Origin of the sequence: Caballeronia sp. GAFFF2 (genome assembly GCF_023631485.1) — a bacterium.
Lineage (GTDB): Bacteria > Pseudomonadota > Gammaproteobacteria > Burkholderiales > Burkholderiaceae > Caballeronia.
The window spans coordinates 18008-44846 of record NZ_JALQDA010000037.1; the positions used below are offsets into that span (position 1 = coordinate 18008).

20 protein-coding genes and 1 pseudogene are annotated in these 26839 nt (G+C 61.7%); 9 read left to right on the forward strand and 12 right to left on the reverse strand.

Annotated features, from left to right (window positions below):
* Nucleotide 1: 1 nt before the first annotated feature.
* Nucleotides 2-1678 carry an ABC-F family ATP-binding cassette domain-containing protein gene (locus NCT04_RS30060; protein ID WP_244831443.1) on the reverse strand — a complete coding sequence of 559 codons (1677 nt, stop codon included), beginning with the start codon at nucleotides 1676-1678 and terminating at the stop codon, nucleotides 2-4.
* 878 nt (nucleotides 1679-2556) lie between these two features.
* Here NCT04_RS30060 and dld point away from each other — a divergent pair.
* Nucleotides 2557-4296 (forward strand): D-lactate dehydrogenase, encoded by a 1740-nt coding sequence (gene dld, locus NCT04_RS30065; protein WP_250469546.1) that lies wholly within the window; start codon nucleotides 2557-2559, stop codon nucleotides 4294-4296.
* A 234-nt stretch (nucleotides 4297-4530) separates the two neighbouring features.
* On the opposite strand, the gene NCT04_RS30070 is transcribed toward dld, so the two are convergent.
* Complete coding sequence (locus NCT04_RS30070; protein WP_250469547.1) at nucleotides 4531-6360, reverse strand: ABC transporter transmembrane domain-containing protein; 1830 nt, start codon at nucleotides 6358-6360, stop codon at nucleotides 4531-4533.
* A 62-nt stretch (nucleotides 6361-6422) separates the two neighbouring features.
* On the reverse strand, nucleotides 6423-6869 hold the full coding sequence (locus tag NCT04_RS30075; protein WP_244831447.1) for an SRPBCC family protein: 447 nt from the start codon (nucleotides 6867-6869) through the stop codon (nucleotides 6423-6425).
* A gap of 172 nt (nucleotides 6870-7041) precedes the next feature.
* Between NCT04_RS30075 and NCT04_RS30080 the strand changes: the two genes are divergently transcribed.
* Nucleotides 7042-7668 carry a dihydrofolate reductase family protein gene (locus tag NCT04_RS30080; RefSeq protein WP_250469548.1) on the forward strand — a complete coding sequence of 209 codons (627 nt, stop codon included), beginning with the start codon at nucleotides 7042-7044 and terminating at the stop codon, nucleotides 7666-7668.
* An 11-nt stretch (nucleotides 7669-7679) separates the two neighbouring features.
* Here NCT04_RS30080 and NCT04_RS30085 read toward each other — a convergent pair whose 3' ends face one another.
* Entirely contained in the window at nucleotides 7680-8972 is a 1293-nt protein-coding gene (locus NCT04_RS30085) for a sugar efflux transporter (protein WP_250469549.1), read from the reverse strand.
* A 275-nt stretch (nucleotides 8973-9247) separates the two neighbouring features.
* Between NCT04_RS30085 and NCT04_RS30090 the strand changes: the two genes are divergently transcribed.
* The gene (locus NCT04_RS30090) at nucleotides 9248-10747 is read left to right on the forward strand and encodes an esterase-like activity of phytase family protein (RefSeq protein ID WP_250469550.1); all 1500 of its coding nucleotides are present in this window, start codon (nucleotides 9248-9250) and stop codon (nucleotides 10745-10747) included.
* 162 nt (nucleotides 10748-10909) lie between these two features.
* Here NCT04_RS30090 and NCT04_RS30095 read toward each other — a convergent pair whose 3' ends face one another.
* Nucleotides 10910-11533: an FMN-dependent NADH-azoreductase gene (locus NCT04_RS30095; RefSeq protein ID WP_250469551.1), complete on the reverse strand. Its 624-nt coding sequence runs from the start codon at nucleotides 11531-11533 to the stop codon at nucleotides 10910-10912.
* Nucleotides 11534-11857: 324 nt separating this feature from the next.
* Here NCT04_RS30095 and NCT04_RS30100 point away from each other — a divergent pair.
* From NCT04_RS30100 to NCT04_RS30110, 3 genes and pseudogenes are all read left to right on the forward strand, one after another.
* Nucleotides 11858-12651, forward strand: a pseudogene (locus NCT04_RS30100) (ABC transporter substrate-binding protein).
* 215 nt (nucleotides 12652-12866) lie between these two features.
* Nucleotides 12867-14324, forward strand: a complete 1458-nt coding sequence (locus NCT04_RS30105; protein WP_244831453.1) for an amino acid permease — start codon at nucleotides 12867-12869, stop codon at nucleotides 14322-14324.
* A 121-nt stretch (nucleotides 14325-14445) separates the two neighbouring features.
* Nucleotides 14446-14583, forward strand: coding sequence for a hypothetical protein (locus NCT04_RS30110; protein WP_250469552.1), 138 nt, complete (start codon nucleotides 14446-14448; stop codon nucleotides 14581-14583).
* Nucleotides 14584-14611: 28 nt separating this feature from the next.
* Here the strand turns inward: NCT04_RS30110 and NCT04_RS30115 are convergent, their stop codons facing one another.
* The 3 genes from NCT04_RS30115 to NCT04_RS30125 form a co-directional block, all read right to left on the reverse strand.
* The gene (locus NCT04_RS30115) at nucleotides 14612-15742 is read right to left on the reverse strand and encodes a branched-chain amino acid ABC transporter substrate-binding protein (protein ID WP_250469689.1); all 1131 of its coding nucleotides are present in this window, start codon (nucleotides 15740-15742) and stop codon (nucleotides 14612-14614) included.
* Nucleotides 15743-15883: 141 nt separating this feature from the next.
* The gene (locus NCT04_RS30120) at nucleotides 15884-17233 is read right to left on the reverse strand and encodes an amidase (protein ID WP_250469553.1); all 1350 of its coding nucleotides are present in this window, start codon (nucleotides 17231-17233) and stop codon (nucleotides 15884-15886) included.
* A 5-nt stretch (nucleotides 17234-17238) separates the two neighbouring features.
* Nucleotides 17239-17922 carry a DUF2848 domain-containing protein gene (locus NCT04_RS30125; protein ID WP_250469554.1) on the reverse strand — a complete coding sequence of 228 codons (684 nt, stop codon included), beginning with the start codon at nucleotides 17920-17922 and terminating at the stop codon, nucleotides 17239-17241.
* Nucleotides 17923-18084: 162 nt separating this feature from the next.
* On the opposite strand from NCT04_RS30125, the gene NCT04_RS30130 reads away from it, so the two are divergent.
* The gene (locus tag NCT04_RS30130; RefSeq protein WP_244831457.1) at nucleotides 18085-19047 is read left to right on the forward strand and encodes a LysR family transcriptional regulator; all 963 of its coding nucleotides are present in this window, start codon (nucleotides 18085-18087) and stop codon (nucleotides 19045-19047) included.
* 14 nt (nucleotides 19048-19061) lie between these two features.
* Nucleotides 19062-19595 carry an ureidoglycolate lyase gene (locus NCT04_RS30135; RefSeq protein WP_250469555.1) on the forward strand — a complete coding sequence of 178 codons (534 nt, stop codon included), beginning with the start codon at nucleotides 19062-19064 and terminating at the stop codon, nucleotides 19593-19595.
* 12 nt (nucleotides 19596-19607) lie between these two features.
* Here NCT04_RS30135 and NCT04_RS30140 read toward each other — a convergent pair whose 3' ends face one another.
* Together NCT04_RS30140 and argG are read right to left on the reverse strand one after the other, a co-directional pair.
* A complete protein-coding gene (locus NCT04_RS30140) occupies nucleotides 19608-20042 on the reverse strand; it encodes a response regulator (RefSeq protein WP_244831461.1) in 435 nt (144 codons plus the stop codon).
* A gap of 428 nt (nucleotides 20043-20470) precedes the next feature.
* Complete coding sequence (gene argG / locus NCT04_RS30145; protein WP_250469556.1) at nucleotides 20471-21820, reverse strand: argininosuccinate synthase; 1350 nt, start codon at nucleotides 21818-21820, stop codon at nucleotides 20471-20473.
* 242 nt (nucleotides 21821-22062) lie between these two features.
* On the opposite strand from argG, the gene NCT04_RS30150 reads away from it, so the two are divergent.
* Complete coding sequence (locus NCT04_RS30150) at nucleotides 22063-23007, forward strand: oxidoreductase (protein ID WP_250469557.1); 945 nt, start codon at nucleotides 22063-22065, stop codon at nucleotides 23005-23007.
* Between the two features lie 2 nt (nucleotides 23008-23009).
* Here the strand turns inward: NCT04_RS30150 and NCT04_RS30155 are convergent, their stop codons facing one another.
* Nucleotides 23010-24188 (reverse strand): YbfB/YjiJ family MFS transporter, encoded by a 1179-nt coding sequence (locus NCT04_RS30155; protein ID WP_250469690.1) that lies wholly within the window; start codon nucleotides 24186-24188, stop codon nucleotides 23010-23012.
* A gap of 213 nt (nucleotides 24189-24401) precedes the next feature.
* Complete coding sequence (locus NCT04_RS30160; RefSeq protein ID WP_250469558.1) at nucleotides 24402-26795, reverse strand: polysaccharide biosynthesis tyrosine autokinase; 2394 nt, start codon at nucleotides 26793-26795, stop codon at nucleotides 24402-24404.
* Nucleotides 26796-26839 lie beyond the last annotated feature (44 nt).

Below are 26839 nucleotides of genomic sequence, written 5' to 3' on the forward strand. Positions count from 1 at the left end.
CTCAGGCGATGACCTTTTGCTCTCCAGCGGCCTCGCGCATGCGACGTGCTTCGTCGCGCAGGAACTGCTGGTAATCGTCCAGATCGCCGTCGAAGGGTTCGACGCCGCCCTTGGTCACGAGCCAGAACTCGTCGCATACCGCGCGCAGCAGGGACCGGTCGTGACTGACCAACATCACCGTGCCTTCGAATTCATTGAGTGCCATGCCTAGCGCTTCGCGTGTGGCCAGGTCGAGGTGGTTCGTAGGCTCGTCGAGCAGCAGCAGGTTAGGGCGCTGCCATACGATCATGCACAGCACGAGCCGCGCCTTTTCGCCGCCGCTCATCGTGCCGACTGCCTGATGAACCATGTCGCCACTGAAGTTGAAAGTGCCGAGGAACGTGCGAAGCGATTGTTCGGTGCCACTTTGGCCGGGCGCACGCATGTTCGCGGGCGTGTCCTTGGCAAGGCGGATCATGTGTTCCAGCGGCGTGTCGAGAGGACGCAGCACGTCGAGTTCTTGCTGCGCAAAGTAGCCGATGTTCAGGCCCTTGCCTTCGCTGATTTCGCCCGCAATCGGCGCGAGTTCGTGCGCCACCGTCTTCACCAGCGTGGACTTACCCTGGCCGTTGGCACCGAGAATACCAATGCGCTGTCCGGCCAGCACCGACCGGTTGATGCCTCGCACGATGACCGTCGGCGGCGTGCCGGGCTCGGCATCGCTCGGCGCCGGGTAGCCGAAGGTCGCGTCCAGCATCGACAACAACGGGTTCGGGACGTTGAGTGGCTCCTTGAACTCGAAGTTGAACTCTGCGTCGGCGAGCACGGGCGCGATCTTCTCCATGCGTTCGAGCGCCTTGACCCGGCTCTGCGCCTGCTTCGCTTTCGAAGCCGTTGCCTTGAATCGGTCGATGAACTTCTGCAGGTGGGCGATCTTGTCCGCCTGCTTGGCCATCGAGGCCTGCTGCAACGCCATCTGCTCGGCGCGCATGTCTTCGAACTTGCTGTAGTTGCCGCCATAACGCACGAGCTTGGCGTTATCGACGTGGACCGTTACCTGCGTGACCGCATCGAGGAATTCGCGATCGTGGCTGATCACGACCAAGGTTCCCTGATAACGCTTGAGCCACGCCTCCAGCCAGACCAGCGCGTCGAGGTCCAGGTGATTGGTCGGTTCGTCGAGCAACAGCAAGTCGGACGGACACATGAGCGCGCGCGCCAGTTGCAGCCGCATGCGCCAGCCGCCGGAAAAACTATTCACCGGCTGGCTAAGTTGCGCAGCACTGAAACCGAGCCCCAGGATCAGCGCTTGGGCACGCGCGGGGGCATCGTGCGCACCGGCGTCGTGAAGGGCCATGTAGGCGTGCGCCATGCGCATGCCATCGTCGTCGGTCTCCGCGGCGGCGACTTCGATCTGCGCGGCCAGCAACACGGTGTCTCCTTCAATTACGAAGTCGGTCGCGCTCTGCTCGGTCTCCGGCATCTCCTGCGCGACCTGGCCCATCTTCCAGGCAGCGGGAATCGAAAACTCGCCACTGTCCTCGTGCAGCGTGCCATTGAGAAGGCCGAAGAAGGACGACTTGCCGGCGCCATTGCGCCCTACGAGGCCGATCTTTTCGCCGGGGGTGAAGGTGACGGACGCGGAGTCGAGTACGACATTGACGCCACGGCGCAGCGTGACATTACGGACGGAAATCATAGAGAGCTACTTCGAAGAGGATAGGCATGATAGCCGACCGAGCGCGCCAAGCCTGCTTTTTTATGAACATGAGAGTGTGGGATCGCGCGCAATATCCAATCGATGTCACGATTTTCGCGAAATATCCCCATTAGCGCTCGTCATTCACGCCAAAGGTGCAAGCCATTGAAAATATGGCCTGACGTGCGGGTAATTCAACACGTCCGTTCGCATCATGCCTTAAAGAAATTTGCATTGCGGGCGCTCGTTAATAACACGTATGGGCTTTTTTTACGGTTGAGCGCCACGAATTCCCCACTTCTACACTGACGCTCAAGCAAATCACTCGCGATCTCTGGCTAATCGCTCCAAGAAAAGTGGCTTAGTCGGAATATACTACCTATATAGTTAAAATATCCAAACCGTGTGGTGTAAATGCGACCTTCTCGCAAGTTGATCTGGATAATCTTCGTTTGAACCCGAGGGCCGATAACGACTGATCGAGAAGAGCAGGAAATGCTGGCTCGTCGTTCGGTGCGGTTCACTGGTAGAGAGCCGAGACGGCCCATCAGTGCTATTACCCGCGATTTTCGCGGGTTTTTTTTCGCCTTCAAGTTTTGAGAGGCGCAATTTAATTGGTGCGCCGCGCGGCTGCCTCGATTGTCGTGTACCGGCGACAAGCGGCCTGCATTTTCCAGATGCGAAAACTGCCCACCGTCGATGCCAAAGTACATCGCATAGTCCGACCTACTCGTTAAAACCCTGGAACGACGTAAAGCGAGCCGTCCGGTTTCGATCTCGACGTGTCCGGCCATGTCATTTCCGGATGAATCGCGTAAAGTTTCACCGTTCGATTCTCAAACTCATCATGACCGCCCCAGGGTCCAAAGTCCTCAACCATGCATGAACTCATTCAGTCGCTTGGCGACATCGTCGGCAGCCAGTTCGTCTTCACGGGCGCCACTGAAACGCGCCGCTTCCGGCAGGGTTATCGCTATGGCAGCGGCCAGGTGTTGGCGGCCATTCAGCCCGGCACGCTGGTCGAAATGTGGCGGGCGCTTCAGGCCTGTCATCGTGCAGGGACTATCGTCATCTGTCAGGCGGCGAACACCGGGTTGACGGGCGGATCGACGCCTGCGGACGGCGGCTACGACCGCCCGGTCGTCGTGCTCAACACCATGCGATTGCGGCGGCTGGACGTGATTCGAAACGGCGAGCAGGTCATCTGCCAGCCGGGCGTGACGCTCGATCAGCTTGAAAAGCGACTGCAGCCGCTCGGCCGCGAACCCCATTCGGTGATCGGCTCAAGCTGCATCGGCGCTTCGGTGACGGGCGGCATCTGCAACAATTCGGGCGGCTCGCTGATTCGCCGAGGACCCGCATTCACCCAATTGTCGATCCACGCGCGCGTCACGGCGGACGGCGAGCTGAAGCTCGTCAATCATCTGGGAATCGATCTGGGCGACTCCGCCGAAGTCATACTCGGCCGTCTGGACGCGGGCGAATTGCCGGACGATATTCCGGCAGCCGCAGGGCTGCTCGCTTCGGATAACGAGTACAGCACCCATGTGCGCGACATCGATGCGTCCACGCCCGCGCGCTTCAATGCCGACCCGCGCCGGCTCTATGAAGCATCGGGCTCGGCCGGACACCTTGCGGTTTTCGCTCTGCGGCTCGACACCTTTGCGGCGGACGAACAAACCCAGGTGTTCTATATCGGCAGCAACGACGCCGCCGAGCTGGAAACCATACGCCGCGACATACTAAGTGGCTTCCGTAGTCTACCGATCGCCGGTGAGTACATGCACCGCGGAGCGTTCGATATCGCCCGTCGCTACGGCAAGGACATGTACATGTACATTCGTGCGTTCGGTACGGATAAGGTGCCGCATGCATTCGCGGCGAAGAGCAGGTTCGACGGGTTCACCGAGAAAGCGCGTCTTGGTAACGGCATCAGCGATCGGCTGTTGCAGGCGGCGAGCCGGCTTTTGCCCGAGCATCTGCCGCGCCGGCTCATCGAGTATCGCGACCGGTTCGAGCATCATCTGTTGCTGAAGATGGGCAACGACGGGGTGCACGAAGCGCGAACCTACCTCGAGTCGCGTTTTCCGTCGCAACAGGGTGGCTATTTCGAATGCACGCCCGAGGAAGGCAAGGCGGCTTTCCTCAACCGCTTCGCGATTGGAGGCGCCATGGTGCGCTATCGGGCAGTCCATTCGCGAACCGTGGAGGACATCGTCGCGCTCGACGTTGCACTTCCACGGAACACGACCGACTGGTTCGAACGGTTGCCAGCGCATATTTCGAAAGACATCGAATTCACGATGTATTGCGGCCACTTCTTCTGCCACGTTCTGCACCAGGAATACCTGGTGAAGAAAGGTGTCGATTGCGACCGGATCAAGGACGACATCCTCGCTCTGCTCGCCGCGCGGGGTGCCGAGTATCCCGCCGAACACAACGTCGGTCACCTGTACGAAGCGAAAGCGTCTCTTGCACGGTTCTACGAAGAACTGGACCCGACCAATGCCTTCAATCCAGGCATCGGCAAGACCTCGCGGCTCTTCAACTGGGGACGATCATCGGCCTACGAGTGCGCATGCGAGTCGGATCACGAGGTGCTACAAAGAGAGCAGTAAGCGTCATTGCATCCGGCGTGTTCGGCATGATCTTTTCGATGTCGTCGCTCGGCCAAACGACGACTGCTTGTTCGTCGGCCGTTGGGACGCTTCGTTGGCCACGATGCTTTGGCCGATAGAGCGACCGGGTTGCCACATCGACCGTCCGATGCCGTCATGCGCCAAGTTGCAGCGCTGTAGCGGGAGCCGTTTCACTGCGTGTGCGCGTAGCAAGCGACGGCTGTCATGCGAAGCTCAAGCCGAAGCCTCATGCCCACGAGCAATCCCGGCAACCCCCATCTGATCCCCGAACTGCAACGCAGCCAACTGCGCATAAAGCGGCGAACTCAAGAGCAGCTCCGCATGACGACCCTGCGCGACAATACGCCCCTGTTCCAGCACGACGATGCGATCGGCCTGCTGAACCGTCGCGAGCCGATGCGCAATGACGAGCGTCGTGCGGTTGTGCGCCGCGTTGTCCAGCGCCTTTTGCACGAGCCGTTCGCTGGCGGCATCGAGGGCACTGGTGGCTTCATCGAGCAGCAGGATGGGCGGGTTCTTCAAAATCGCGCGGGCAATCGCAATACGCTGGCGCTGACCGCCTGACAATCGCACGCCGCGTTCGCCGAGAAACGTGTCGTAGCCTTCCGGCAGTTCCTCGATAAACCCGGCCGCGGCGGCCATGTCGGCGGCGCGCTGCACTTGCGCGAGCGTGGCGTCCGACGAGCCGTAGCGGATGTTGTCGATCACGCTGCCAGAAAAGATCACCGATTCCTGCAGCACCACGCCAATCTCCTTGCGCAATTCGACGAGCGGCACATCGCGCGTCGGCACGCCGTTGATCAGAATGCGGCCTGACTGAGGATCGTAGAAACGCAGCAGCAGTTGAAACAGCGTGGATTTTCCCGCGCCGGATGGCCCGACCAACGCGACATGCTCGCCCGGACGAACCTGCAGCGAAAGCCCCGAAAGCGCGGCAATACCCGGCCGCGACGGATACGAGAACCCGATATTCTCGAAGCGGATGCCCTCGCCTCGCGCGGGCAGCGTGACCGTGCTCTCGGCCTCCACGACCGGCGAGCGTGCGGCGAGCAATTGCAGCAAGCGTTCGGTGGCGCCCGCGGCGCGTTGCAGATCGCCCCATACCTCGGCGACCGCGCCCACGGCGCCCGCCGTGAACACTGCGTAGAGAATGAACTGGGACAACTGGCCCGCCGTCATGCGACCGGCGAGCACTGCCTGCGCGCCTAGCCACAGCACGAAGACGATTGCGCTGAACACCAGCACGATCACCACGGCCGTCAACCAGGCGCGAGCGCGAATGCGCGTGAGCGCGGTCTCGAAAGCGGCTTCCACCGCGCCGGCATATCGTTTCGTCTCGAAAGGCTCTTGCGTGTACGACTGCACGGTCGGCATCGCGTTGAGTACCTCGCCTGCCAGCGCGCTCGTGTTCGCGATCTTGTCCTGGCTCGCGCGCGAGAGTTTCCGCACGCGCCGCCCGAAGATCACGACAGGCGCGACCACGATGACGAGCGTCGCGATGATGTACGCGGATAGCATCGGGCTCGTGACCGCGAGCATCGCCACGCCGCCGGTCAGAAGGAAGAAATTGCGCAGCCCGAGCGACAGGCTCGTACCCACCACCGTTTGAATCAGCGTGGTGTCGGCGGTGAGTCGCGACAGCACTTCGCCGGTCTGCGTGGTTTCGAAGAACTGCGGGCTCATCCGCAGCATGTGGTCGTACACGGCTCGACGCAAATCGGCCGTTACGCGCTCCCCAAGCGAGGAGACGAGATAGAAGCGCAGCGCCGTCGCGGCCGCCAGCACGAGCGAGACGACCAGGAGCGCCAGAAAATATCGATCGATATGCGTCCGGTCGCCCTCGGCGAAGCCACGATCGATGAGGTATTTGAACGCGACCGGCAACACCAGCGTCGCGCCCGCCGATGTCACCAGCGCAAGGAAAGCGAGCGCCCAGCGTCCGGCATACGGACGCAGGAACGGAGACAAAGCGAAGAGCTGTGCGACACCGGAGGAAGAACGCGCAGACGATGAAGACGACGAAGACCTGACAGGGTCGGACATGTAAATTCCCGAGCGGGAGCTGAGATCCACTCGATTGTGCCAGTCCCGCCAGTTCCGCGAGTTCAGCCGGAGATCTCGGGCTCGACCAAGTGCGCCAGTTGCAGCAGCGACTCTTGCCAGCCGAGATAGCACAACTCCGCTGGAATGACCTCGGGTATGCCTTCTTGCACGATGGTAACTTCGGTCCCGCACGACACCTGCCGCAACGAAACGGTGACGCGCATTTCGCCGGGAAGGTTGGCATCGTCGAAACGGTCCGAGTAGCGGATCTTTTCGAACGGTTTCAGTTCGAGGTACTCGCCGCCGAAGGACTGGCTCTGGCCCGTGCGGAAGTTGTGAAACGACATCTTGTGAGTGCCGCCCTCCCGCGCATCCATGTGATGGACCTGACAAATTAATCCGTACGGCGGAAGCCACCTTGCGATGGCATGGGGTTCCAGGAATGCGCGGTAGATGCGTTCGGGCGGCGCGCGCAAGACGCGGTGAAGATTGACGGTTCCGGTAGCCATGACATTCGCCTCGCTTCGAGAAGTTGGACACACTGCTACGACGATGCATCGTCGCTGAATTCGACAGCTTCGGGATCAGGGATAACCCCTGAACGAGCGCCGTGTCGATTCATCCGCGAATCGTTCGTCGTCTCTATACGGACCGATCGCGTCTGCCTACCAAGAGGACATCATGCGCAAGCTCATCGTTTCCACGTTCATCAGCATGGATGGCGTCATTCAGGCGCCTGGCGGCCCAGAAGAAGATCGCAGCGGCGGGTTTCGCTTCGGCGGCTGGATCGTGCCTTTTGCCGATAAAGCCATCGGCGACAACTTGCAGGATCTGCTCTCGCGGCCGTTCGACTTGCTGCTAGGCCGCTGCACTTACGACATTTTCGCGTCGTACTGGCCACACGTTCCGGCCCATTCGCCCAATCGCGCGATGGCCGACCTGTTCGACAAAGTGCCCAAGCACGTAACGACGCATCGCGCGGAATCGCTCGGCTGGCACAACAGCCAAGCGCTCGAAGGCGATCTAGCCGATGCAACCCGCGCGCTCTTGCATCAGGAGGGCGCCGATCTGTTGACGTTCGGTAGCGGCGACATGGTGCGCCAGTTGCTCGCGGCGGGCCTCGTGGACGAGCTTCGTCTACTGACTTATCCCGTCTTGCTGGGACGCGGCAAGCGTTTGTTCGCCGACGACGCGCTGCCGTCTGCGTTCACGCTAACGCGATCGGTGAGCACGCCAGGCGGCGTGCTGGTCACGCGCTATGTGCGCGATGGCGAGGTCCGCACGGGATCGTTCGACAAAGCGGAATGACACGACAGACGCTAGGCCGCTTGCCGCCGCGCTCTCACCCACGCAATCATCCGCAATGCGATCAGCTTGAACGGTGGATTGGAGAAAAGCACGAGCGCGCCGAGTGTCAGGCATCCGCAAATAAGGAACGTGCCGGGATAACCAAGCGCGGCCACGAGCACGCCGGACAGCACGCCCGAGAGAATGGAACCCACGCGCGACGCATTGAAGAAGAGCGCCGTCGCGGCGCCTGGCGTGCGCGGCATCAGGTCCTGAATATAGGTCATGCCGAGACACGACGTCACCGAGACCACGAACGCATTGAACGCCTGCATCGGAATCAGGAACTGAACGCTTTGCGAAGCGGCGACCGCGATGAAGTACACCACATGCACGGCCGCGCACGAGGCGAGCCAGCGCTGCTTGTTAAGGCGCGAGCCACGCGCGCCGAGTACGAGCATCATCGGGATTTCGAGCAACGCGCCGAGTCCGAGCATGACGGACACGTCGATACGCGAGCCATGCATGCCATGCACGACGTAGAGCGGCAGAACGATCATCGTGGCACTCGCGGCGAGTCCGATAAGCGTGAGCGCAATGGTCGCGCGCCAGATCTCGGCGCGCGTGTGCGGCGCGCCTTCATGCGGCGCGATCACTTCCTCGGTCTCAGGCGTCGTGACTTCGAGCAATGACGATGGATCGCCCGCGTAATGCGCGGGGGCGCTGTGCGGGTCGCCCTTGGGGGAGTCATGCATCCGCCAGACGATGGCCCCGCACGCCGCGAAGCACGCCGCCGCAAACAAAAAGAGTCCGTAAAAGCCCGCGCCTGCCAATACGAGCGCGCCAACGGACGGCCCGAATACCCAGGCCATGGAAAGCACGGTGCGCAGCGTGGCGAGCGCGAACGAGCGCTCCGCTGCGTCATCGACGGGCAATGCCGAGCGCGCGAACGAGAACACCAGCGACATGGCCGAGCCACCGGCCCCGAGAAACGCGATGCCGACCACGACGAGCGAGACGAAGTTGCGCAGGAAGCACATCAGCAAGAAGCCGATTGCCGATGCGATCAGCGCACCAAGCAGCAACTCTCGATGATGCCCATGCTTGTCCGACCACTTGCCTGCCAACGCGCTGGCGACCACGCCGCTTGCCGCGATGACCGTCATGAAGACGCCGAGTTGCAGCGGCGTCATGTCGGCCTGCTCGACGCTGAACAGCGACAAGTACGGCGCGGTGAAAGAGAGCGCAACGCCGAGCATCAAGATGGCGCCGGCTAGCGGCAAGAAAAACGGGATACGTGCAAGACTGATAAAGCGAGTATTCATTTCGTCTCTGATCGAACGGTGTCGCGACACACAAAGGCCACCGCGAATTATGCGCCGCTCGCGCGACAAGCGTATCCCGAACCCTTCGCGAACATTCGCCTCGCCTGCTCGACAGTCACACGAACGTCATCTTTCGATCGTAATAATGCGCGGCGGGTTTTTATGTCGTTGCAAGCTGCGCGCCGGTCGCCAGCTATCCGCACTCTTTTCGCGCGCGTTAGGAGTTTCCATTTACGACGCGCGCCATTCAGATCATTCCATCGAAGGAGACGTTCATGGTTCGAGCCCGTGTCTTTGCCTTGTCGCTTGCCGTATCCGCGATGTCCATCGCCTGCACGTCCGCGTGGGCGAGCGTCGATCTCGTCGCGATCGGTCAGTTGAGCGGCAACATCGGCGACCGTTCGAAAGCGACGGCCGCGCCGCTCGAAAACGGCGCGCCGGGCAACCTTCTCGGCGGCGTCGGCTCGGGACTCGCGTATGCGGGATGCGATACCTTCCTCGCCGTGCCCGACCGCGGCCCGAACGCGATCTCCTATAACAAGGCTATCGACGATACGGCGTCCTACATCAATCGCTTCCAGACCTTCTCGTTGCGTCTCGAAGCCGGCGGCAAGGGCAGCAAGCTGCCGTATTCGCTGAGCCCGAAGCTGCTCGACACGACCTTGCTGCACAGCCATGAGCCGCTCGTCTATGGCGATGGCGCGGCGGCCGGCGTCGGCAATGGCGCGCCTGCGCTGAACGCCACCAATCACACGCACTATTTCACCGGGCGCTCGGACAACTTCACGCCGACGCAGCCGTCCACGTATCCGCGCGATGCGCGTCTGGACCCGGAAAGCATTCGCGTGGCGCGCGATGGCGCGAGCGTCTTCATCTCCGATGAGTACGGTCCGTATATCTATCGTTTCGATCGTCGCACGGGCGAGCGGATCGCCGTGTATCGTGTGCCGGCCTCGTTCGCCGTGACGACGCTATCGTCCATCGGCAACGATGAGATCAGCGAGAACACCTCGGGCCGCGTGGCGAACAAGGGCATGGAAGGTCTCGCCATTTCACCCGATGGCGATACGCTCTTCGGCGTGATGCAAAGCCCGCTGATTCAGGACGGCGGCACGAACGGCCCATACACGCGAATCCTGCGCATCGACGTGCGTACCGGCAAGACCACGCAGTTTGCATATCCGTTGACCAACATCGGCACGGACGCGAAGCCGAACTATCCCACCATCAGCGACATCGTCGCCGTGAACGAGCATGAATTGCTGCTCGACGAACGCGACGGCAAAGGTCTCGGCGACGATTCGAAGGCCGCGTTCAAACGTGTGTACCACGTCGATTTGAACGGCGCGCAGGACGTGAGCCAGGCAAGCGGCGCGAGCGGCCTCGCGCCCTACGCGTTGAACAAGACGCTCTTCCTCGATGTCGTCGCGGCCTTGACGGCCTATGGCTTCGCGCCGACGGACATTCCCGCCAAGCTCGAAAGCCTCGCGTTCGGGCCGGATATCCGCGTGAAGGGCGCGGTCAGGCACACGCTCTTCATCGCTAACGACAACGACTTTGTGGGAACGGTCACGGATACCAATCACCCGAACGGGATCGACAATCCGAACCGGTTCTTCGTATTTGCCATGGATTCGGCGGATCTGCCGGGATATGTGGCGCAGCGCTTGCCCGGAGCGGGTGGCCGCGACGATCGCGCATGCCGGGACGATCACGACGATCACGAGCACGACGAGCACGATCACGACGGTCATGGCCGCGGTCACGGCGACTGATCGAAGTCGCACGATCTTGTCCACAGTTTCAGTGGACAAGATCGTGGATAACTCGCTCGCGAAAGACGTATCGCGTTGAAGTGAAACGCTTTTTCGCTCGTGTCGCGCAAACGTGCCGTTCGGCTCATTTCTGCCGCGTATTCAAGCGCCGCGTCTTAGCGCTCACAGGCTCAGGGCAAGCTCCCGTGCCTTCTCGCTCGCTTCATTGCGCGATGCATGGTCCTGCTCGGGACCCGCCAGGGTCTTCTCGACAGTGACGACGCGCACATCGGTAATGCCGACCATGCGCGACCACATCTTCAAATAGTCCGACTGGAAATCGTATTCCTCCGGCGGGAAGTCCCCTCCAAGCTGAACACCGCGCGCGGCGATGGTCACGACCGTCTTTCCGCCGAGCAGGCCGTTCAAGCCGTTCTCGTCGAAAGTAAAGAGCACGTCCTTCTGCGAGATGACATCGATCAGATGCTTCAGGCGATACGGAATGCCGAAATTCCACATCGGCACGCTGAAGACGATCACGTCGGCCTTCGTGAACCGTTCGGCGAGCGCGTGCACGGTCCGCCACGCGGACGCCTGCGCGGTATCGAGCTCACGGCCCTGGATGCCCGCGTATTTTGCTTCGAGTATCGGGCCATCGAACGTGGGCAGATCGGTTTCCCATACGTTCAGTTCATCGACGCTTCCATCTGGATGGCGCTCCTTCCATGCATCGGTGAACGCCCGGGCCACTTGCTGCGAAGCGGAACGCCCGGCACGGGGCGAACCAATCACATGAAGAAGATGCATAAGTTCTCGCGAAGGTAAGTTGGAACGAGCCGCGCGCCTGGGCTTGTGCGTCGGGACGCACGGGCAACGATTAAAAGCCAACGGCGCAGCAAAAACGATGCCGTTTCAGACGGGCGTTTTCCGTCCGATCGACCGGATCGGGTAGCGCAAATGCAGAACGTAAGCGTGAAGGCCGTCCTACCGGCAAGCCGCAACCCGACCCGCATTAATACTTTTCCAGATTGTTTTCCTGCTTAAATCGAGTGCTGCCGCGCCGGTTTGTCCATGCGTTTCCTATGCTTAAATCCGGCGAAGCGAACCTCAACCCCTTTAAGAGATCAAGCAATGAGGAATGTAACGTCGATCGCCTCTTTCAAGGCTGCTGTCCTGCTCGCCGCGACGCTCGGTGCCGGCGCCGCATCGGCGGCCGGAACGGTTCACTACGGGCTGGAAGCGCAGTATGCGCCGTTCGAGTTCAAGTCGGCATCGGGCGAACTGCAGGGTCTCGACGTCGATATCGGCAATGCGGTCTGCGCCGAACTCAAGATGAAATGCGAATGGACCGAGAGTTCGTTCGACGGAATCATCCCCGCGTTGCAGGCGCGCAAATTCGACGTCATCAATTCGGCGATGAACGTCACGGAGAAGCGTCGACAGATCATCGACTTCACCAACATCATCTACAAGGTGCCGACGCAACTCGTGGCGAAAGCGGGCATCGGCCTCATGCCGACACCTGAATCGCTCAAAGGCAAGAACATCGGCGTGTTGCAGGGATCCACTCAAGAGACTTACGCAAAGGCGAAGTGGGCCAATAACGGCGTGACCGTCACGACCTATCAGGACCAGAACCAGATCTATACGGACCTCAAGTCCGGCCGTATCGACGGCACGCTGGTGCTTTCCGCCGCCGGGCAATCCGGCTTCCTGTCGAAACCGGATGGCGCGGGCTACGCCTTCGCGGGCGGCCCGGTGAACGACGACGCGATCCTCGGCAGCGGCATTGCGTTCGGTGTGCGCAAGGACGACGGCGCGTTGAAGGAGCGCCTGAACAAGGCTATCGCCAACTGCAGGCGAACGGCACGGTCAAGACGCTGGCAAGGAAATATCTCGGCGATATCGACGTCTCTCCGAAGTAATCCATCGCTCGTGGCAATCCGCGAACGCCGGGCCTTGCGCGCGGCGGGCGCGGGAAATCCATTGGTCGACTTTATTATTTTCGGTCTACACTGAATTCATCGCCTATCCACCGATTAACCCATCAACTCCTCAGCAGGCGCGTTTGTAGTCCTCCGCGAGCCGAAGCATGCCGAGTCGGTCCGTGCCCAACATCATTTGAACGGGACGACTCATCATGGCCGATACGAGTTACATGGCGCGCAAATCCGTCGCCGATATCGTGGGAAGCGCGGACGCGGAAGGCAGTCACCTATCGAAAACCCTTGGCGCCACGAGCATTACGGCAATGGGTATCGGCGCGATCATCGGCGCTGGCATCTTCGTGCTGACGGGCACCGCCGCCGCGCAATTCGCGGGGCCGAGCATCATGCTGTCGTTCGTTTTGGGCGGCATTGCATGCGCGTTCGTGGGTCTGTGCTATTCGGAACTGGCGGCCATGCTGCCTGTATGCGGCAGTAGTTATACCTACACGTATGCCACGCTCGGCGAGATTTTCGCGTGGATCATCGGCTGGGATCTGATCCTCGAATATGCGATGGGCGCGGCGACGGTGGCGGTCGGCTGGTCGGGCTATATCGTGAGCCTCTTGCATAACGTGGGCGTCACGATTCCGCCTGCGCTCGCGGCCGCACCCGGCACCGTCATCAAGCTCGCCGACGGAAGCACCGTGACGGGCGTCATCAATTTGCCGGCGGTGTTCATCATCGGCGTGCTGACCACGCTGCTCGTGCTCGGTACGAAGGAATCCGCACGGCTCAACAACATCATGGTGGCGGTCAAGCTGGTCGTCGTGGTGGCCTTCATCGCGCTCGGCATCTTCTTCGTGAAGCCGGCGAACTGGCATCCGTTCATTCCGCCGAACACGGGCGAATTCGGCAACTTCGGCATGAGCGGCATCTTGCGCGGCTCCGCCGTGGTGTTCTTCGCGTTCATCGGTTTCGATGCCGTCTCCACTGCCGCGCAAGAAGCGAAGAAACCGCAGCGCGACATGCCTATCGGCATTCTCGGATCGCTCGTCATCTGCACGGTGCTTTACATCCTCGTTGCGGGCGTGCTCACCGGGCTCGTGCCTTACGGCGAACTCAACGTGCCCGATCCCATCGCGAAGGGCGTGGATGCCATCGGCATGAACTGGTTCTCCATTCTCATCAAGATCGGCGCGCTGACGGGTTTGACCACGGTGATTCTCGTGCTGCTCTACGGACAAAGCCGCATCTTCTTCACGATGTCGACCGACGGCCTGCTTCCGGGGCTTTTTGCGCGGGTGCATCCGCGGCTCAAGACGCCGCATTTGAGCCAGATTCTCATTGGTTCGATCGTGGCGATCGTCGCGGCGCTCACGCCCATCAGCGTGCTTGGCGAGATGGTCAGTATCGGCACCTTGTTCGCGTTCATTCTCGTGTGCGGCGCGGTGATCTATCTGCGGCGCAGCGATTCCGGCGCCAATCGCCCGTTCAGGGTTCCGGGCGTGCCCATCGTCCCGATTCTGGGCATCCTCTTTTGCCTCCTGCTAATGTCCGGCTTGCCGCTCGTCACGTGGGTTCGGCTCGTGGTTTGGCTCGTCATCGGCATGGTGATCTATGTGTCGTATGGCCGGAAACATTCGAAACTGCGTTTCCCGGAACGGCAATGAACGCTTGAGGGCGCGTCGCGCGGTATCTCAATATTTCTCACATGCACGTGAAATATGCTCGTTTTGCGACGACACCGGGCCGGCTTAGACTGGGATGTCAATCATCCCAGGAGCATTTCTCATGAGCGTGTCTTTATATGAGTTGTCCTCGGTCGCGGTCATACTCGGTGTCGTCGGCTTGATGCTGGTCAGGGCGTTCGCGGCTTCGCATACGGATAGCGTCGATGTTTTCAGGAAGACGGACGCGGAGAAACGTTAGTTTTTCCAAGGCCGCGTGATGCAGACGGTCAGTTGTGAATGACGTCCGCGACGATCTTCTTGGCGTCCTTGAACTGATACACGGTGATCGCCGCAGTGGTCAGATCGCCACGCGGATCGAAGGCGATATTGCCCGTCACGCCGTCATAGCGAGTTGCGGGCATCGCGGCCAGAATCTTCGCGCGGTCGGTGGAGTTCGCGCGTTTCATTGCATCGACAATCACATATACCGAGTCATACGCGAACGGCGCATACGCGTTGATCGGCGTCTTGAAGCGTTCCACATAGCGCTTTTCGAATTCCGCGCCACGCGGCATGCGTGCAAGCGGCAAGCCCGCTTCGGAGCAAACCAGATTGACGATGGCATCGCCCGCAAGCGAACTCATCTTGTCCGTGCATGCGCCATCGCCTGCCAATACGCGCGCGTTGATGCCCAGATTGGCCGCCTGCTTGACGAGCGGACCAGCCGTTGCATCCGACCCGCCGTACATGATGACGTCCGGCTTCAGACCTTTAACCTTGGTCAGGATCGCGCGAAAATCGGTGGCTTTGTCGCTGGTCGCTTCGTGCGTCACGATAGCGCCGCCGCCCGATGACACCGCCTTCGAGAATTGTTCGGCAAGCCCTTGCCCGTAAGCGGTCGAGTCGTCGATCACGGCCACGCGCCGTGCTTTCAGCGTGTTGGTGGCAAAGCGTGCGAGCGCGGGACCTTGCATGGCATCCGTCGCCACGAGACGAAACGCCGTCTTGTAGCCCTGCTGCGTATAAGCTGGATTGGTGGATGCGGGCGTGACCTGCACGACGCCCGCTTCGCTATAGATACGCGATGCCGGAATCGACACGCCCGAGTTGATGTCGCCGACTACCGCGACCACGCCATCATCGACCAGCTTCTGCGCGATCTGCGTCCCGGTGCGCGGGTCGGCCGCGTCGTCTTGCGAATCGAGTTGCAGCGTTACGTTCTTGCCGCCGATGACGAGATGCCGCGCGTTGATTTCATCGACAGCCAAGCGCGCCGCATTCTCGCTGTCCTTGCCGATGTTGGCGAGCTGGCCGGTCAACGGCGCGGCATGACCGATCAGCACGACCGCATCGGCGGCATGCGCGGCAAGCGGAGCGAACGATGCACAGACAGCAAGCGTCGCGGACAACGGATACATAGCGCGTGGTTTCATGGTTGGACCTCTTTGATCGTGGATATCGGGTTGGCAACAAGGGGTTAGCAACAAGGTGAACGCAGTATTCGGTGGCCGATATACGTTGTCCAACGAGTAATTCCTGTCGCCCGCGATAAGAATTCGTTAAGCGTTCGAGCGCATTTGCCTGAAGCGCGCCTCGACGCCGCGACCGATTGCGAGAACGGCTGCATCGGCGAATGCGGGACCGACAATCGACATTCCCACCGGCAATTCGCCCTCGCGATGACACGGCAATGTGAGCGCGCAGCCATCGAGCAAATTGACGATGCCTGGATTGCGCAGGGTCTTCGCATTGACCGCGAAGAAGTGTTCGTCGTCATGTTCGAGCGCTTCCCGAAACGGTGCAACGATGGCGACGGTCGGCATGAGCCATGCATCGAAGGGCGCGAGCCGTCGTCGTGCGCCGCGAATGAAACGCTCGCGCGCGGCCATTAGATCGATGTAATCCGCCGCCAGAAAACGCTCTCCCCGACGCAGGCGCGCGAGCACGCGCGGGTCGTACCGATGCCCCTCCCGAGCCACGAGATGCCGATGCCACGCCCACGCCTGCGATGCCGTGATGCCCGGTTGAGGCGCATGTTCGAGCACGTCGCGCAGCTCCGGGAAGTCGATTGACTCGATAGTCGCGCCCGCCGTTCGCAATGCATCGAGGGCGCGCTCGAACGCCGCGCGCACGGCATCCTCTGCGTCATCGACGACATCGGCATAGGTCACGCACAAGCGCAGCGTATCGAGCGGGCGCGCCGTGGTATCGGGCGTCTCGGCGGACAGAATGGCGTCGGCCGCCGCGCAGCAATCGACGCTGTTCGCAATCGCGCCGACCGAATCGAACGCGCTTGCGAGCGGCAATACGCCGTCGAGCGGCACGCGCCGCGCGGTCGGCTTGAACGCCGTGAGGCCGCAGAATGCCGCCGGAATGCGCAAGGAGCCGCCCGTATCCGTGCCGAGCGCCCACGCCACGTGTGAGCGCGCAACGGAGACCGCCGCGCCCGAACTCGATCCGCCCGCCACCCGACGCGCATCATGCGGATTGCGCGGCGTGCCGTGATGCGGATTCAGCCCGAGCCCCGAATACGCGAACTCGCTCATGTTGGTCCGGCCGACGAAGACCGCGCCCGCATCGCGCAGACGCGAGACCGCGACGCTATCGCGCGTGGCCGGTTCAGCGCCTTGCAGCACGCGCGAGCCGGCGGCGGTGACTTCGCCCTTCACATCGAACAGGTCCTTGATGGAGACGGGAACGCCCGCGAGCGACGACGGTACGTAGTCGCGCAGACGCAAGGCATCGCTCGTCATGGCGGCCGCGTGCGACGACTCGCGATCCACGCTCACATAGGTGCTCGGGTCTACGTGGGTATCGCGCTGGATCGCTTCGAACGAGGCGTCGACGAGACTCGACGCCGTGGCTTGCCCCGTTGCGAGCGCGTGCTGAATGGTGCTGATGGTCGGCATGGCCGTCACTCCACGTGCGCGAGCGCATTCACGCCATAACGATGAACCAGCGTGCGCCGCAAGACCGGATCGTGCAGTTCGATCTCGAAGCTCCACGCGGGCAGCAGTGCGCCGAGCAGTGCTTGCGTGCCGCAATAAAGCACCGTGCCGGAAGGTAACGAACGCGTGTGCCCGAGCCCGGTCAACAGAATGGCCGGCGGCAGCAATCGTGCAAGCGAGCCTTCCTGATAGAGCACGCGCTCGCCATGCGGATCGATACGCCAGCTTCGCGCAATCAACTGGTCCCAATGGGCAGCGACATCGTCGTAGCGCCAGAGCGTCGCGCCGAGCGGCTTCGCGCACATCTGCTTGGAAACGGCCACGTCGTAGCTTTCTGCCTTGCGGTCCGTATGGTCCGAGCCGACGCCGACCAGCAGACCATGGCTCGCGTCCGACACGAGCACGGCCTCCACCTCGCCCGAAGAATTGCCGCCGACGACATCGATCCGTTCGTCCACGGTCAGCAGCGACGCCGCGACTTCGTAGAAGCATGGCGTCGTGGCCGGGCGCTTTACGCCCAGCGCGGCAAGTTCGGCGATATGGTGCTCGACTTCAGCGCTGTCGCGCCCCGCCCAGCCGGCGATGATGAGCCGTGCGGGACTGAACGCGAATCGCGGTCCATCTTCGATGACGAATGAAATGGCTGACATGTGAGCTTCGAGATAAGGATGACGACGCCCACAGTGTTCGCGTCGAGCGCGTGCCGTGTCCAACAAATAAAACTTGAGGCAAGTGCGGAGAATTTCTTGTCGTTCGACGCTTATTGCGGCGCTACACTGGGCCGTCCGATACGACTCGCCCTGGCATCCACCATGAACGTCCGCTTTCTCGAGACCTTCGTCTGGCTCGCGCGCTTGCGTAGCTTCCGGCTGACCGCCGAGCGCATGCACGCCACGCAAGCCGCGATTTCGAGCCGCATTTCAGCGCTCGAACTCGAACTCGGCGTGAAGCTCTTCGAGCGCGGTCCGCGTGAGGTCACGCTGACTCAGGACGGCACCAAGGCGCTCGCCTTCGCCGAACAGATCGTGCAGATCAACCGCGCGATGGTCGAGAGCGTGGGCGACCGGCGCAACATCGCGGGCATGTTGCGGCTCGGCGCAATCGAATCGGTCGTGCACACATGGCTGCCCGAATTGCTCAAGCGGGTGCGCGAAGAGTACCCGCGCCTCACGCTCGAATTGACGAGCGACACATCCGCGAATTTGTCGGCTCAAGTTGCGCACGGTCATTTGGATGCCGCGTTGCTGAGCACGCCGATCAACGGTGCCGATGTCGGCAACGCATTGCTTGGCAGCTTGCCCATGTGCTGGGTCGCAAGCCCGGCGCTGGGCTTGTCCGACGAGACGCTCTCGGAGAGCGAGCTTGCCGCGTTTCAGATCGTGAGCTTCGCGCGGCACTCGCAGCCGCACGCCTTTCTCGTCGATCTGTTCGCGGCGGCCGGCGAGAACCAGGTGCAGATCAATTGTCTTTCGTCCGCTGCGGCGATCAGCCGGCTCGTCGTCGATGGCTTTGGCATTGCAGCCGTGCCTGCCGCCTTCGTGATGCGCGAAATCGAAAGCGGGCAATTGCAGACGCTGCGTGTCGCGCACCACGTGCCTGGCCTGCCGCTCGTCGTGTCGTATCGGCGCAGCGCGGACAGCCTGTTGCCTGAGTCTATCGCCCGGCTTGCACGCGCGATCATGCTCGATTACAGCCTGAAGCACGGACCGCGCTTCGCGCTCGTGCCGGAAACCGCTGACGATATTGCCGCCGGCTTTGCCCGTACCTCGCCCTGAACACTTAGAGACTTATGCCGAACGTCCTTGATATCGAACCGCTCGATCCACTCGCCTGCGCGCCCTACGGCGTGATGCTCGGCACGCCCGCGCTCTCCGACGATCCCGCCACCTACCTGAGCCCCGCGTCCGACTACTGGCGCACGCATCTCTTCGCGCCCGGTGACGATCAGCCTGCGGAGATTCTCTGGGTGATCTATCGCAAGCAGCCCGCGACGGTGGCGCGACTCGAAGCGCATCTTCTGACGCAACAGGCTATCGTGCCGCTGACCGGGCCGATTGTTCAGATCGTTGCTACATCGAATGCCGAAGGGTTGCCCGATCCGGCAACGCTGCGCGCGTTCGAGATTGCGCCGGGCACCGGACTGTGCATGCATCCGCGCACGTGGCACGCGACGAGAGTGGAACAGCCGGAAGTGACGTGCCTGATGTTGACACGCCCGTCCACCACGCGCGATTTAACGGCCCATCTGATTCAGGGCAAAAGTCTGGTTGAATCGAGCATTGCGCAAATACCGCTGTACGAACTGTCTGATCGCGCCGATTAGCAGTCGCTGCACTCACTCTTCGACGATGTCTTCAAGAAGCGCAACAAGGTTGAGCTCACTGTCTCCGCGTCTGAAGTAGCCGTCGAATGCATCGAGCGATCCGCGCAGGCGTAATTCCGCTTCGTCGTAACCGGTCATTGCGATGATGCCCAGATCGCTAGTCGCGCCGATACTCCGAATCACGGACGCAACCGCGAATCCGTCGAATTCGGGCATATTGATATCGAGCAAAATGACGTGCGGCATCCAATCTTGCAATATCTCGATTGCCTCCACGCCGCTGAAAGCGGTTCTTACGTGGAAACCGTCGGCGTCGAGAAGCGCACTCGTGGCGCACGCGCCGTGTTGATTGTCATCGACAACCAATACTCGCGCCTTTTGCGCACTGGTATGCACCTTCCTGGTCGAGAGCCGCCCGGCGATGGCGTTTTCCTGCGATCGGATCATGCATGCGCTCCGGCGTGAGAATCTCTCCGATAATGACGAACGCCTCGCTCATTGTCTATTTGTTTGCGATTATGGATTTAAGCGGAATGATTCGGAAGTTTCATTTCGCGGGTAACTCTTCCCGTTATTCGAAGCCCACTTTCCGATTGCGCGCGCCGGAACCGAAAATCACGCGAATAGTGCATGTTTTGATTTATCTAAAGACTTGGCGAGAAAGCACGTCTTCATAAGAAAACCGCATGGCACGCTGACCCGTAAAATCGATTTTTTCGAAACGGGATTTTACGGCTGGAGGTTTTTACTGGCGCTCGAATGCATGCGGATGCTTTAATTCGCGCGGCTGATCGCAGATACGCGCGGTGTCGAACACCAAACCAAAAAAAAAGCGGGAGCCAGATTCTTACCTGGCTCCCGCGCGTTCTTACGCGTTACTCCTTGGAACCCGCCTTCGATGGCTCATCCAGTTGCGGAAGAGCCGAGGTATCGCCCGGCGTCAGAAGGCCGACTTGCGCATACACGCGAAGTTTCTCGCGCGTGTCGTCGATATCCAGGTTACGCATGGTCAACTGGCCGATCCGGTCGCGCGGCGAGAACGTCGACTGCACCTTTTCCATGGACAGGCGTTCCGGTTGATACGTCAGATTCGGCGACTTCGTGCTCATGATCGAGTAGTCGTTGCCGCGGCGAAGCTCGATGGTCACTTCACCCGTCACGGCGCGCGCCACCCAGCGCTGCGCGGCTTCACGCAGCATGATGGCCTGCGAATCGAACCAGCGGCCTTGATAAAGCAGGCGTCCGAGCCGGCGGCCGCTTTCGCGATACTGCTCGATCGTGTCTTCGTTATGGATACCCGTCACGAGCCGCTCATACGCGATCTGCAACAGCGCAAGTCCGGGCGCCTCGTAAATGCCACGGCTCTTAGCCTCGATGATGCGGTTTTCGATCTGATCGCTCATGCCGAGCCCGTGACGCCCGCCGATTCGGTTTGCCTCCAGCAGCAGCGCGACTTGATCGCCGAATTCCACGCCGTTGAGCGCGGTGGGCACACCTTCGTCGAAACGCACGGTGACGGTCTCGCGCGCGATCTGCACGTCGTCACGCCAGAACGCCACGCCCATGATCGGCTTGACGATCTGCATGCCGCTTTCGAGGCTTTCCAGATCCTTGGCTTCGTGCGTTGCGCCGAGCAGGTTCGAATCGGTCGAATAAGCTTTTTCCGCCGACATCTTGTAGTCGAACCCTGCCTTGCGCATGAATTCGGACATCTCCGCGCGGCCGCCCAGTTCGTCGATGAAGGTCTGGTCGAGCCACGGCTTGTAGATCTTCAGATCCGGATTCACCAGCAGCCCATAACGATAAAAGCGCTCGATGTCGTTGCCTTTATACGTGCTGCCGTCGCCCCAGATATTCACGCCGTCCTGCTTCATCGCGGCGACGAGCATGGTGCCCGTCACGGCGCGGCCGAGCGGCGTCGTATTGAAGTAGGTCACGCCCGCGGTGGAAATATGGAACGCACCGGATTGCAGCGCCGCGATGCCCTCGGCGACGAGCTGCGCGCGGCAGTCGATCAGGCGGGCGTTTTCCGCGCCGTATTGCATGGCGCGGCGCGGGATTTCCTCGTAGTCGTCCTCGTCGGGCTGGCCCAGATTGGCCGTGTATGCAAACGGAACTGCGCCTTTGAGACGCATCCAGTGCAACGCGGCGCTGGTATCCAAACCGCCGGAAAATGCAATTCCGACGCGTTGCTGAACGGGGAGGCTTTCGAGAATCGTGGTCATTTGAGGGTTACCTGGATTACCTGGACAAGCGCCGACATATTACCTGACGCGGGGGCCCACGCCCGCAGCGGGGCCCGATCTGGACAGCGAAAAAGCGAAGTAGCGATTGTCGGCGATTAGCCCGCCGTTGTCGAATCGCCGAAAATTGGCGTCCGATGCGGCGATCGCTCGGGCCTCTTTGCCGCGCGCCGTGCACCGCACATGGCATAGTGACCTCTGTTCGCACTGAAACCCGCACGCACATGAGCAAACCCTGGAGTATCGATGACATCTCGTCGCAGACGGGCCGCCGGGTCATCGTCACCGGCGCGAATAGCGGCATCGGCTATCACACCGCCGCCGTGCTGGCCCGGCACGGCGCCGAAGTGGTACTCGCATGCCGCAATCCGCAGCGCGGCGCACAAGCGCTCGCGCGGCTGCAACGGGAAGTGCCCGACGCGCGCGTGCAACTCGAACAACTCGAACTCGCGGATCTTTCCTCGGTGCGCGCTTTCGCCGACCGTCAGCTCGCTTTACGTAAGCCGCTCGACATCCTCGTCAACAATGCGGGCGTCATGGCGCCGCCGCGCCGCGCCGAAACCGCCGATGGCTTCGAGCTTCAGTTCGGCACCAACGTGCTCGGGCACTTCGCGCTGACCGGCCTGCTCCTGCCCGCAATCGAAATGGCGGCGGAAAGCGCGTCCGAGCGCCCGCGCATCGTCACGATTGCATCCATCGCGCACAAGACGGGACGGCTCGATTTCGACGATCTCCAGGCAACGCGTCACTATTCGCCGATGTCGTCGTACCGCCAGTCCAAGCTCGCCAACCTCATGTTCGCGTTCGAACTCGACCGTCATTTGCGTGCGGCGGGATCGCGCGTGATGTCGGTGGCCGCGCATCCGGGCGTAGCCAAAACGAACCTGTTTCGCGACGATCGGTCGGCTGTGAGCCGGGCGGCGCGCACCGTGTTGAGCGGGTTTATCGGCGCGTTATTGAACAGCGATCTGAGCGGCGCGCTGCCAACGCTGTATGCAGCGACCGCGCCCGATGTCGTCGATGGCGGTTACTACGGCCCGCTCGGGTTATTCGAAGCACGCGGCGACACCGTGGGACCGGCGAAGGTTGCATCGCAGGCACTCGATAAAGACGCGGCCAAACGCCTGTGGGAAGTATGCGAGGCGTTGACGGCGAAGGCGTTCGAGTGAGGTTATCGCGCCATCGCGCTTTGCAACGGCTTCTGACTTGCAGCGAGAATTGCACCGAGGACGAGCAGCATCGCCGAGTAGAGCATGCCTCGTTCGAGCCCCGCGCCGTCCGATACCCATCCGATCACAATAGGGCCGACGATCTGCCCGAGCGCGAACACGATGGTGAACGCGCTGATTCCCCTCGCCCACTGATCGGCCGGCAAGTTGTGCCGCACGAACGCTGTCGTTGCCGCGACCGCGGACAAGAAAGTTGCGCCGAATAAGAGACCCGAAGCGAAAGCCGCCACGGGATGCATGAAGAGCGCGGGCACGAGCGTGGCGATACCCAATAGCGCGTTGAGCACCGCAAGCGCCTGGCCGCCGCGCATGCGGTCGAGCAGCCCGGACCACAGACGCGCCGAAACCACGGTGGCGGCGCCGAGCAAGACATAGAAGCTCGTGATGACAGTCGCGCTCATCGAGGCGTTGCGAAGCAGCGCGACGATGAACGTCATGTAGCCGATGTATCCAACGCCGAAGAGCGTGTATCCCGCAAGCACGAGCCACATGCGCGACACTGCCACCGTTGCGCTCGGAGGCGCCGCATTCGCTTCGGCACCGCGCGCAACTCTCGCATGATTCGATTCGATCTTGCGCGCCGCCACGATCGCCCCGGCTGAACAGAGCGCGCAGACTGCGGCGAGCGCGAACCACGCGTATTGCCATCCATGCAGACGCGGCGCCACCGTGAAAGGCACGAGCACCGCCGACGCAAGGATGCCCCAGCCCGTGCCTCCGTAGTACAAGCCGAGCAAGAGCCCGGCCCCGCGCGTGGAAAGCGATGCAAGCCGCGCCGCCAGCACGCCGCCGCTGATGAAGATGAGCGCGCTGCCGCAGCCGGTGGCAACGCGCAGGAACAGCAGCAGCCAGGTCGAGAACGCGAGGCCGCTTGCGGCCATTAACAACGTCGTTGAAGCGCAGCCTGCGAGAAGCAATGCGGAAGGCGGCCATCGGCGGGACATGCGTGGAAAAGCCAGCGCGCCGAGCAAGTAGCCGAATGCATTGGCGGTGTTCATCGCGCCTGCTTGCGCGAAGCTCCAGCCGAGGTCGAGCTTCATCGCGGGCAACAACAGCGCGTAGGAAAAGCGGGCCAGCCCCAGCGCGATCGCGCTTCCCAGGGACAACGCAACGGCCAGCATGAGCGCGCGCCCGTGTTCGAAGTGTTCTTCCGTGGACGAAGACTCGTGCCTCGATTGCCGGTCTACCGCTCGTTTTATCTGCGACGTCACTCTCGTTTCCTTGGCGCGTTTTGCGTGACGTTATCACAGCGTTCCCGCCAATGCGAAAGGCGCCGCATATGCGGCGCCCGTTCGCAAGACCAGCGATGAGCAGGGCATTCGCCCCGCCCTTCCTTAACGCGTGGCCGTCGTGAAGCCGTACTCTTCGCGCGCGCCGTAACGTCCCGGCGCAAAGCCGTTGAACACGTGACCGCCGATCTTCGCGCCGACGTTGCGCAGGCGGCGCAGCGTCTCTTCCAGTTGGCGTGCGCCAGTGAGATCGGCACGCGACACGAGCAGCACGAGATCGCAGTTCTGCATCGCGATGGATTGCGCGTCGCCAACGGGCAGCACCGGCGGCGAATCGATCACGATGTAGTCGTAGATGCCACGCACCATCGCCAGCATTTCCCGGAAGGCCGGGCGTCCAAGCAGCTCTGCCGGGTTCTCCGGATAAAGCGCGCCTGCGTCCATCATCGAAAGGCCGCTCGTGCCAATCCGCACGATGGCATCTTCGACGCGTGCCGAACCTTCGAGCACTTCGGCGAGGCCCGGACCCGTGCGTCCGTCGACGAGATGACGCAGCCGGCCCTGACGCATGTCCGCATCGATCAAGAGCACCGAAGCCTGCGTCTCGGCGAGCAGATAAGCGAAGTTCGACGACACGAAGCTCTTGCCCACACCCTGCGTCGGTCCCGTGAACAGGATGATCTTGCCTTCGTGGTTGTCTGCATCGACCACATAGCCCGAATTCATCACGCTCATGTTCATCGAAGGCATGGCGCTCAACGTGGACATGGGGTTCATCGGCGCGGTCGGGTTCATCGGGTTCCAGCTATTGAGCGCGGGATGAGCCGTCATCGGCACGCCGTTCAGCATTGCACGAACGCTGCTGCGCAAGGAGCGCAATGCTTCGATGCTCGGGTCGGTCGGGCTCGTCATGGCAAGCAGCTTGGCCGGTGCGGCGTTGTGCGTCAGTGCGCGAACGTCCTGGCGCAATTGCGCTGCGGAGCGGGCAACCACGGCGAGGCGCGGGATTTCCGAGAAGCTGTCGATCTCTTCGGGGCTGCGCAATTCGCGGCGATTCAACGCGATCAGATAGATCGCCACCGTGCTCACGAACAAGCCACCGAAGATGGAACCGAGCAACACGATCCACGCGCGCGGCCACGATTGCTTCTCGGGCGCGAGCGCCCAGTCCACCACGGCCACGCCCGGCGGCGTGCTGGCGGCAGCGACTTCGAGCTGCTGCGCGTTGGTCAGCACGCTCGTGTAAAGCTGCGTGGTGACGGCGACATCGCGTGCGAGTTCGACGTACTGACGTTGCACGGTCGGCAGGTTCGCCGCCGTCTTGGCCGTCTCGGCAATCTCGTGCTTCACCTGATTCAATTGCGTGAGCGCGCTCTGATAGTTCTCGTTTTCCGGACGGAACTTGTGCTGCGCGGCATCCAGCGCGAGCGACAACGTGGTCTGCTGCTCTTCGAGACGGCTCATGCGGGTAATGAGCGCGGTATTCTGCTGCGCCATGTCCACGGTGCCCGTCTGCGTGCGAAATGCGTTCAAGCGGCTTTCGGCGGTTTCGAGATCCTGCTTGAGGCCAGGCAGGCGCTTCTTCAGGAAGTCGAGGCTCGTCTGGGCTTGCGCGGCGCGGCGTTCGACATCGCGTTCCTGATACGTCTTGACGATGGCGTTGACCATCGCTTGCGCGTCGAACGGCGACTCGGCCTGATAGCTCAGATGGATCAGCGACGGATCATGCAGCGACGAATCGCGCGGCGGAATCGACGTACGCATGCGCAGCAACACGTTTTCGAGCGTCATTTGCTGCGAGTAACGCGTGATCTCGAAGCTCACGCCGGGACGTGCACGCAAGGTGTCGATACGCACTTCAGCAGGCGCCTGGCCGTCGACGGTCGAGACCTGGAACGGCACGAGTTCGCCGACGCGGCCCTTGGCGAGCTGCTTGTCGTCCTTGTCGAAGAGTGTCCACTGACCATCCTTGTCGGCGACCACGTGGAATTTGTTGCGATAAGCCGCGCTCGGAATGTTGAAGACGCCGGCCTTCATGCGCTCACCGCCCCATGCGTAGGAATCGAGACCGAACGGTGCAGGCGCGAGTTCGCGGTCGCCTGCATGACGCGAGGCGTACCAGCGGCCGATCAGCGGAAAGTGACTTTCGGTTTCGACGACGACATCCGCGCCGGTCTGCGTGATGGCGCTGGTGACGACCGAGCGCGAGGTCAGGACATCGCTTTCATCGCTCGCGGAGGCGTCTGCCGCCATCGAGCCGGAGACGTCGTTCAGCGAGCTGATCGACGTGCCCGCCTTGGTGCTCTGCACGCGCAAGAGCGCTTCGGCGCGATATTGCGGCGTGGCGAGCAGGACGTAGAGCACGCCAGCGGCGCAACATACGCCTGTTACCGTACCCAGCAGAGTCTTGTGGCGCACGACACTGCGCCAGAGGTCCACGACGCCATCGCCCCGTTGCGAAGCCGCCGTCATTTCGGGCTGCATATTATATGTAAGCATTTTATATCCCAACCAAGAAAACAAAAGTCGTGACGTCAGTGGCA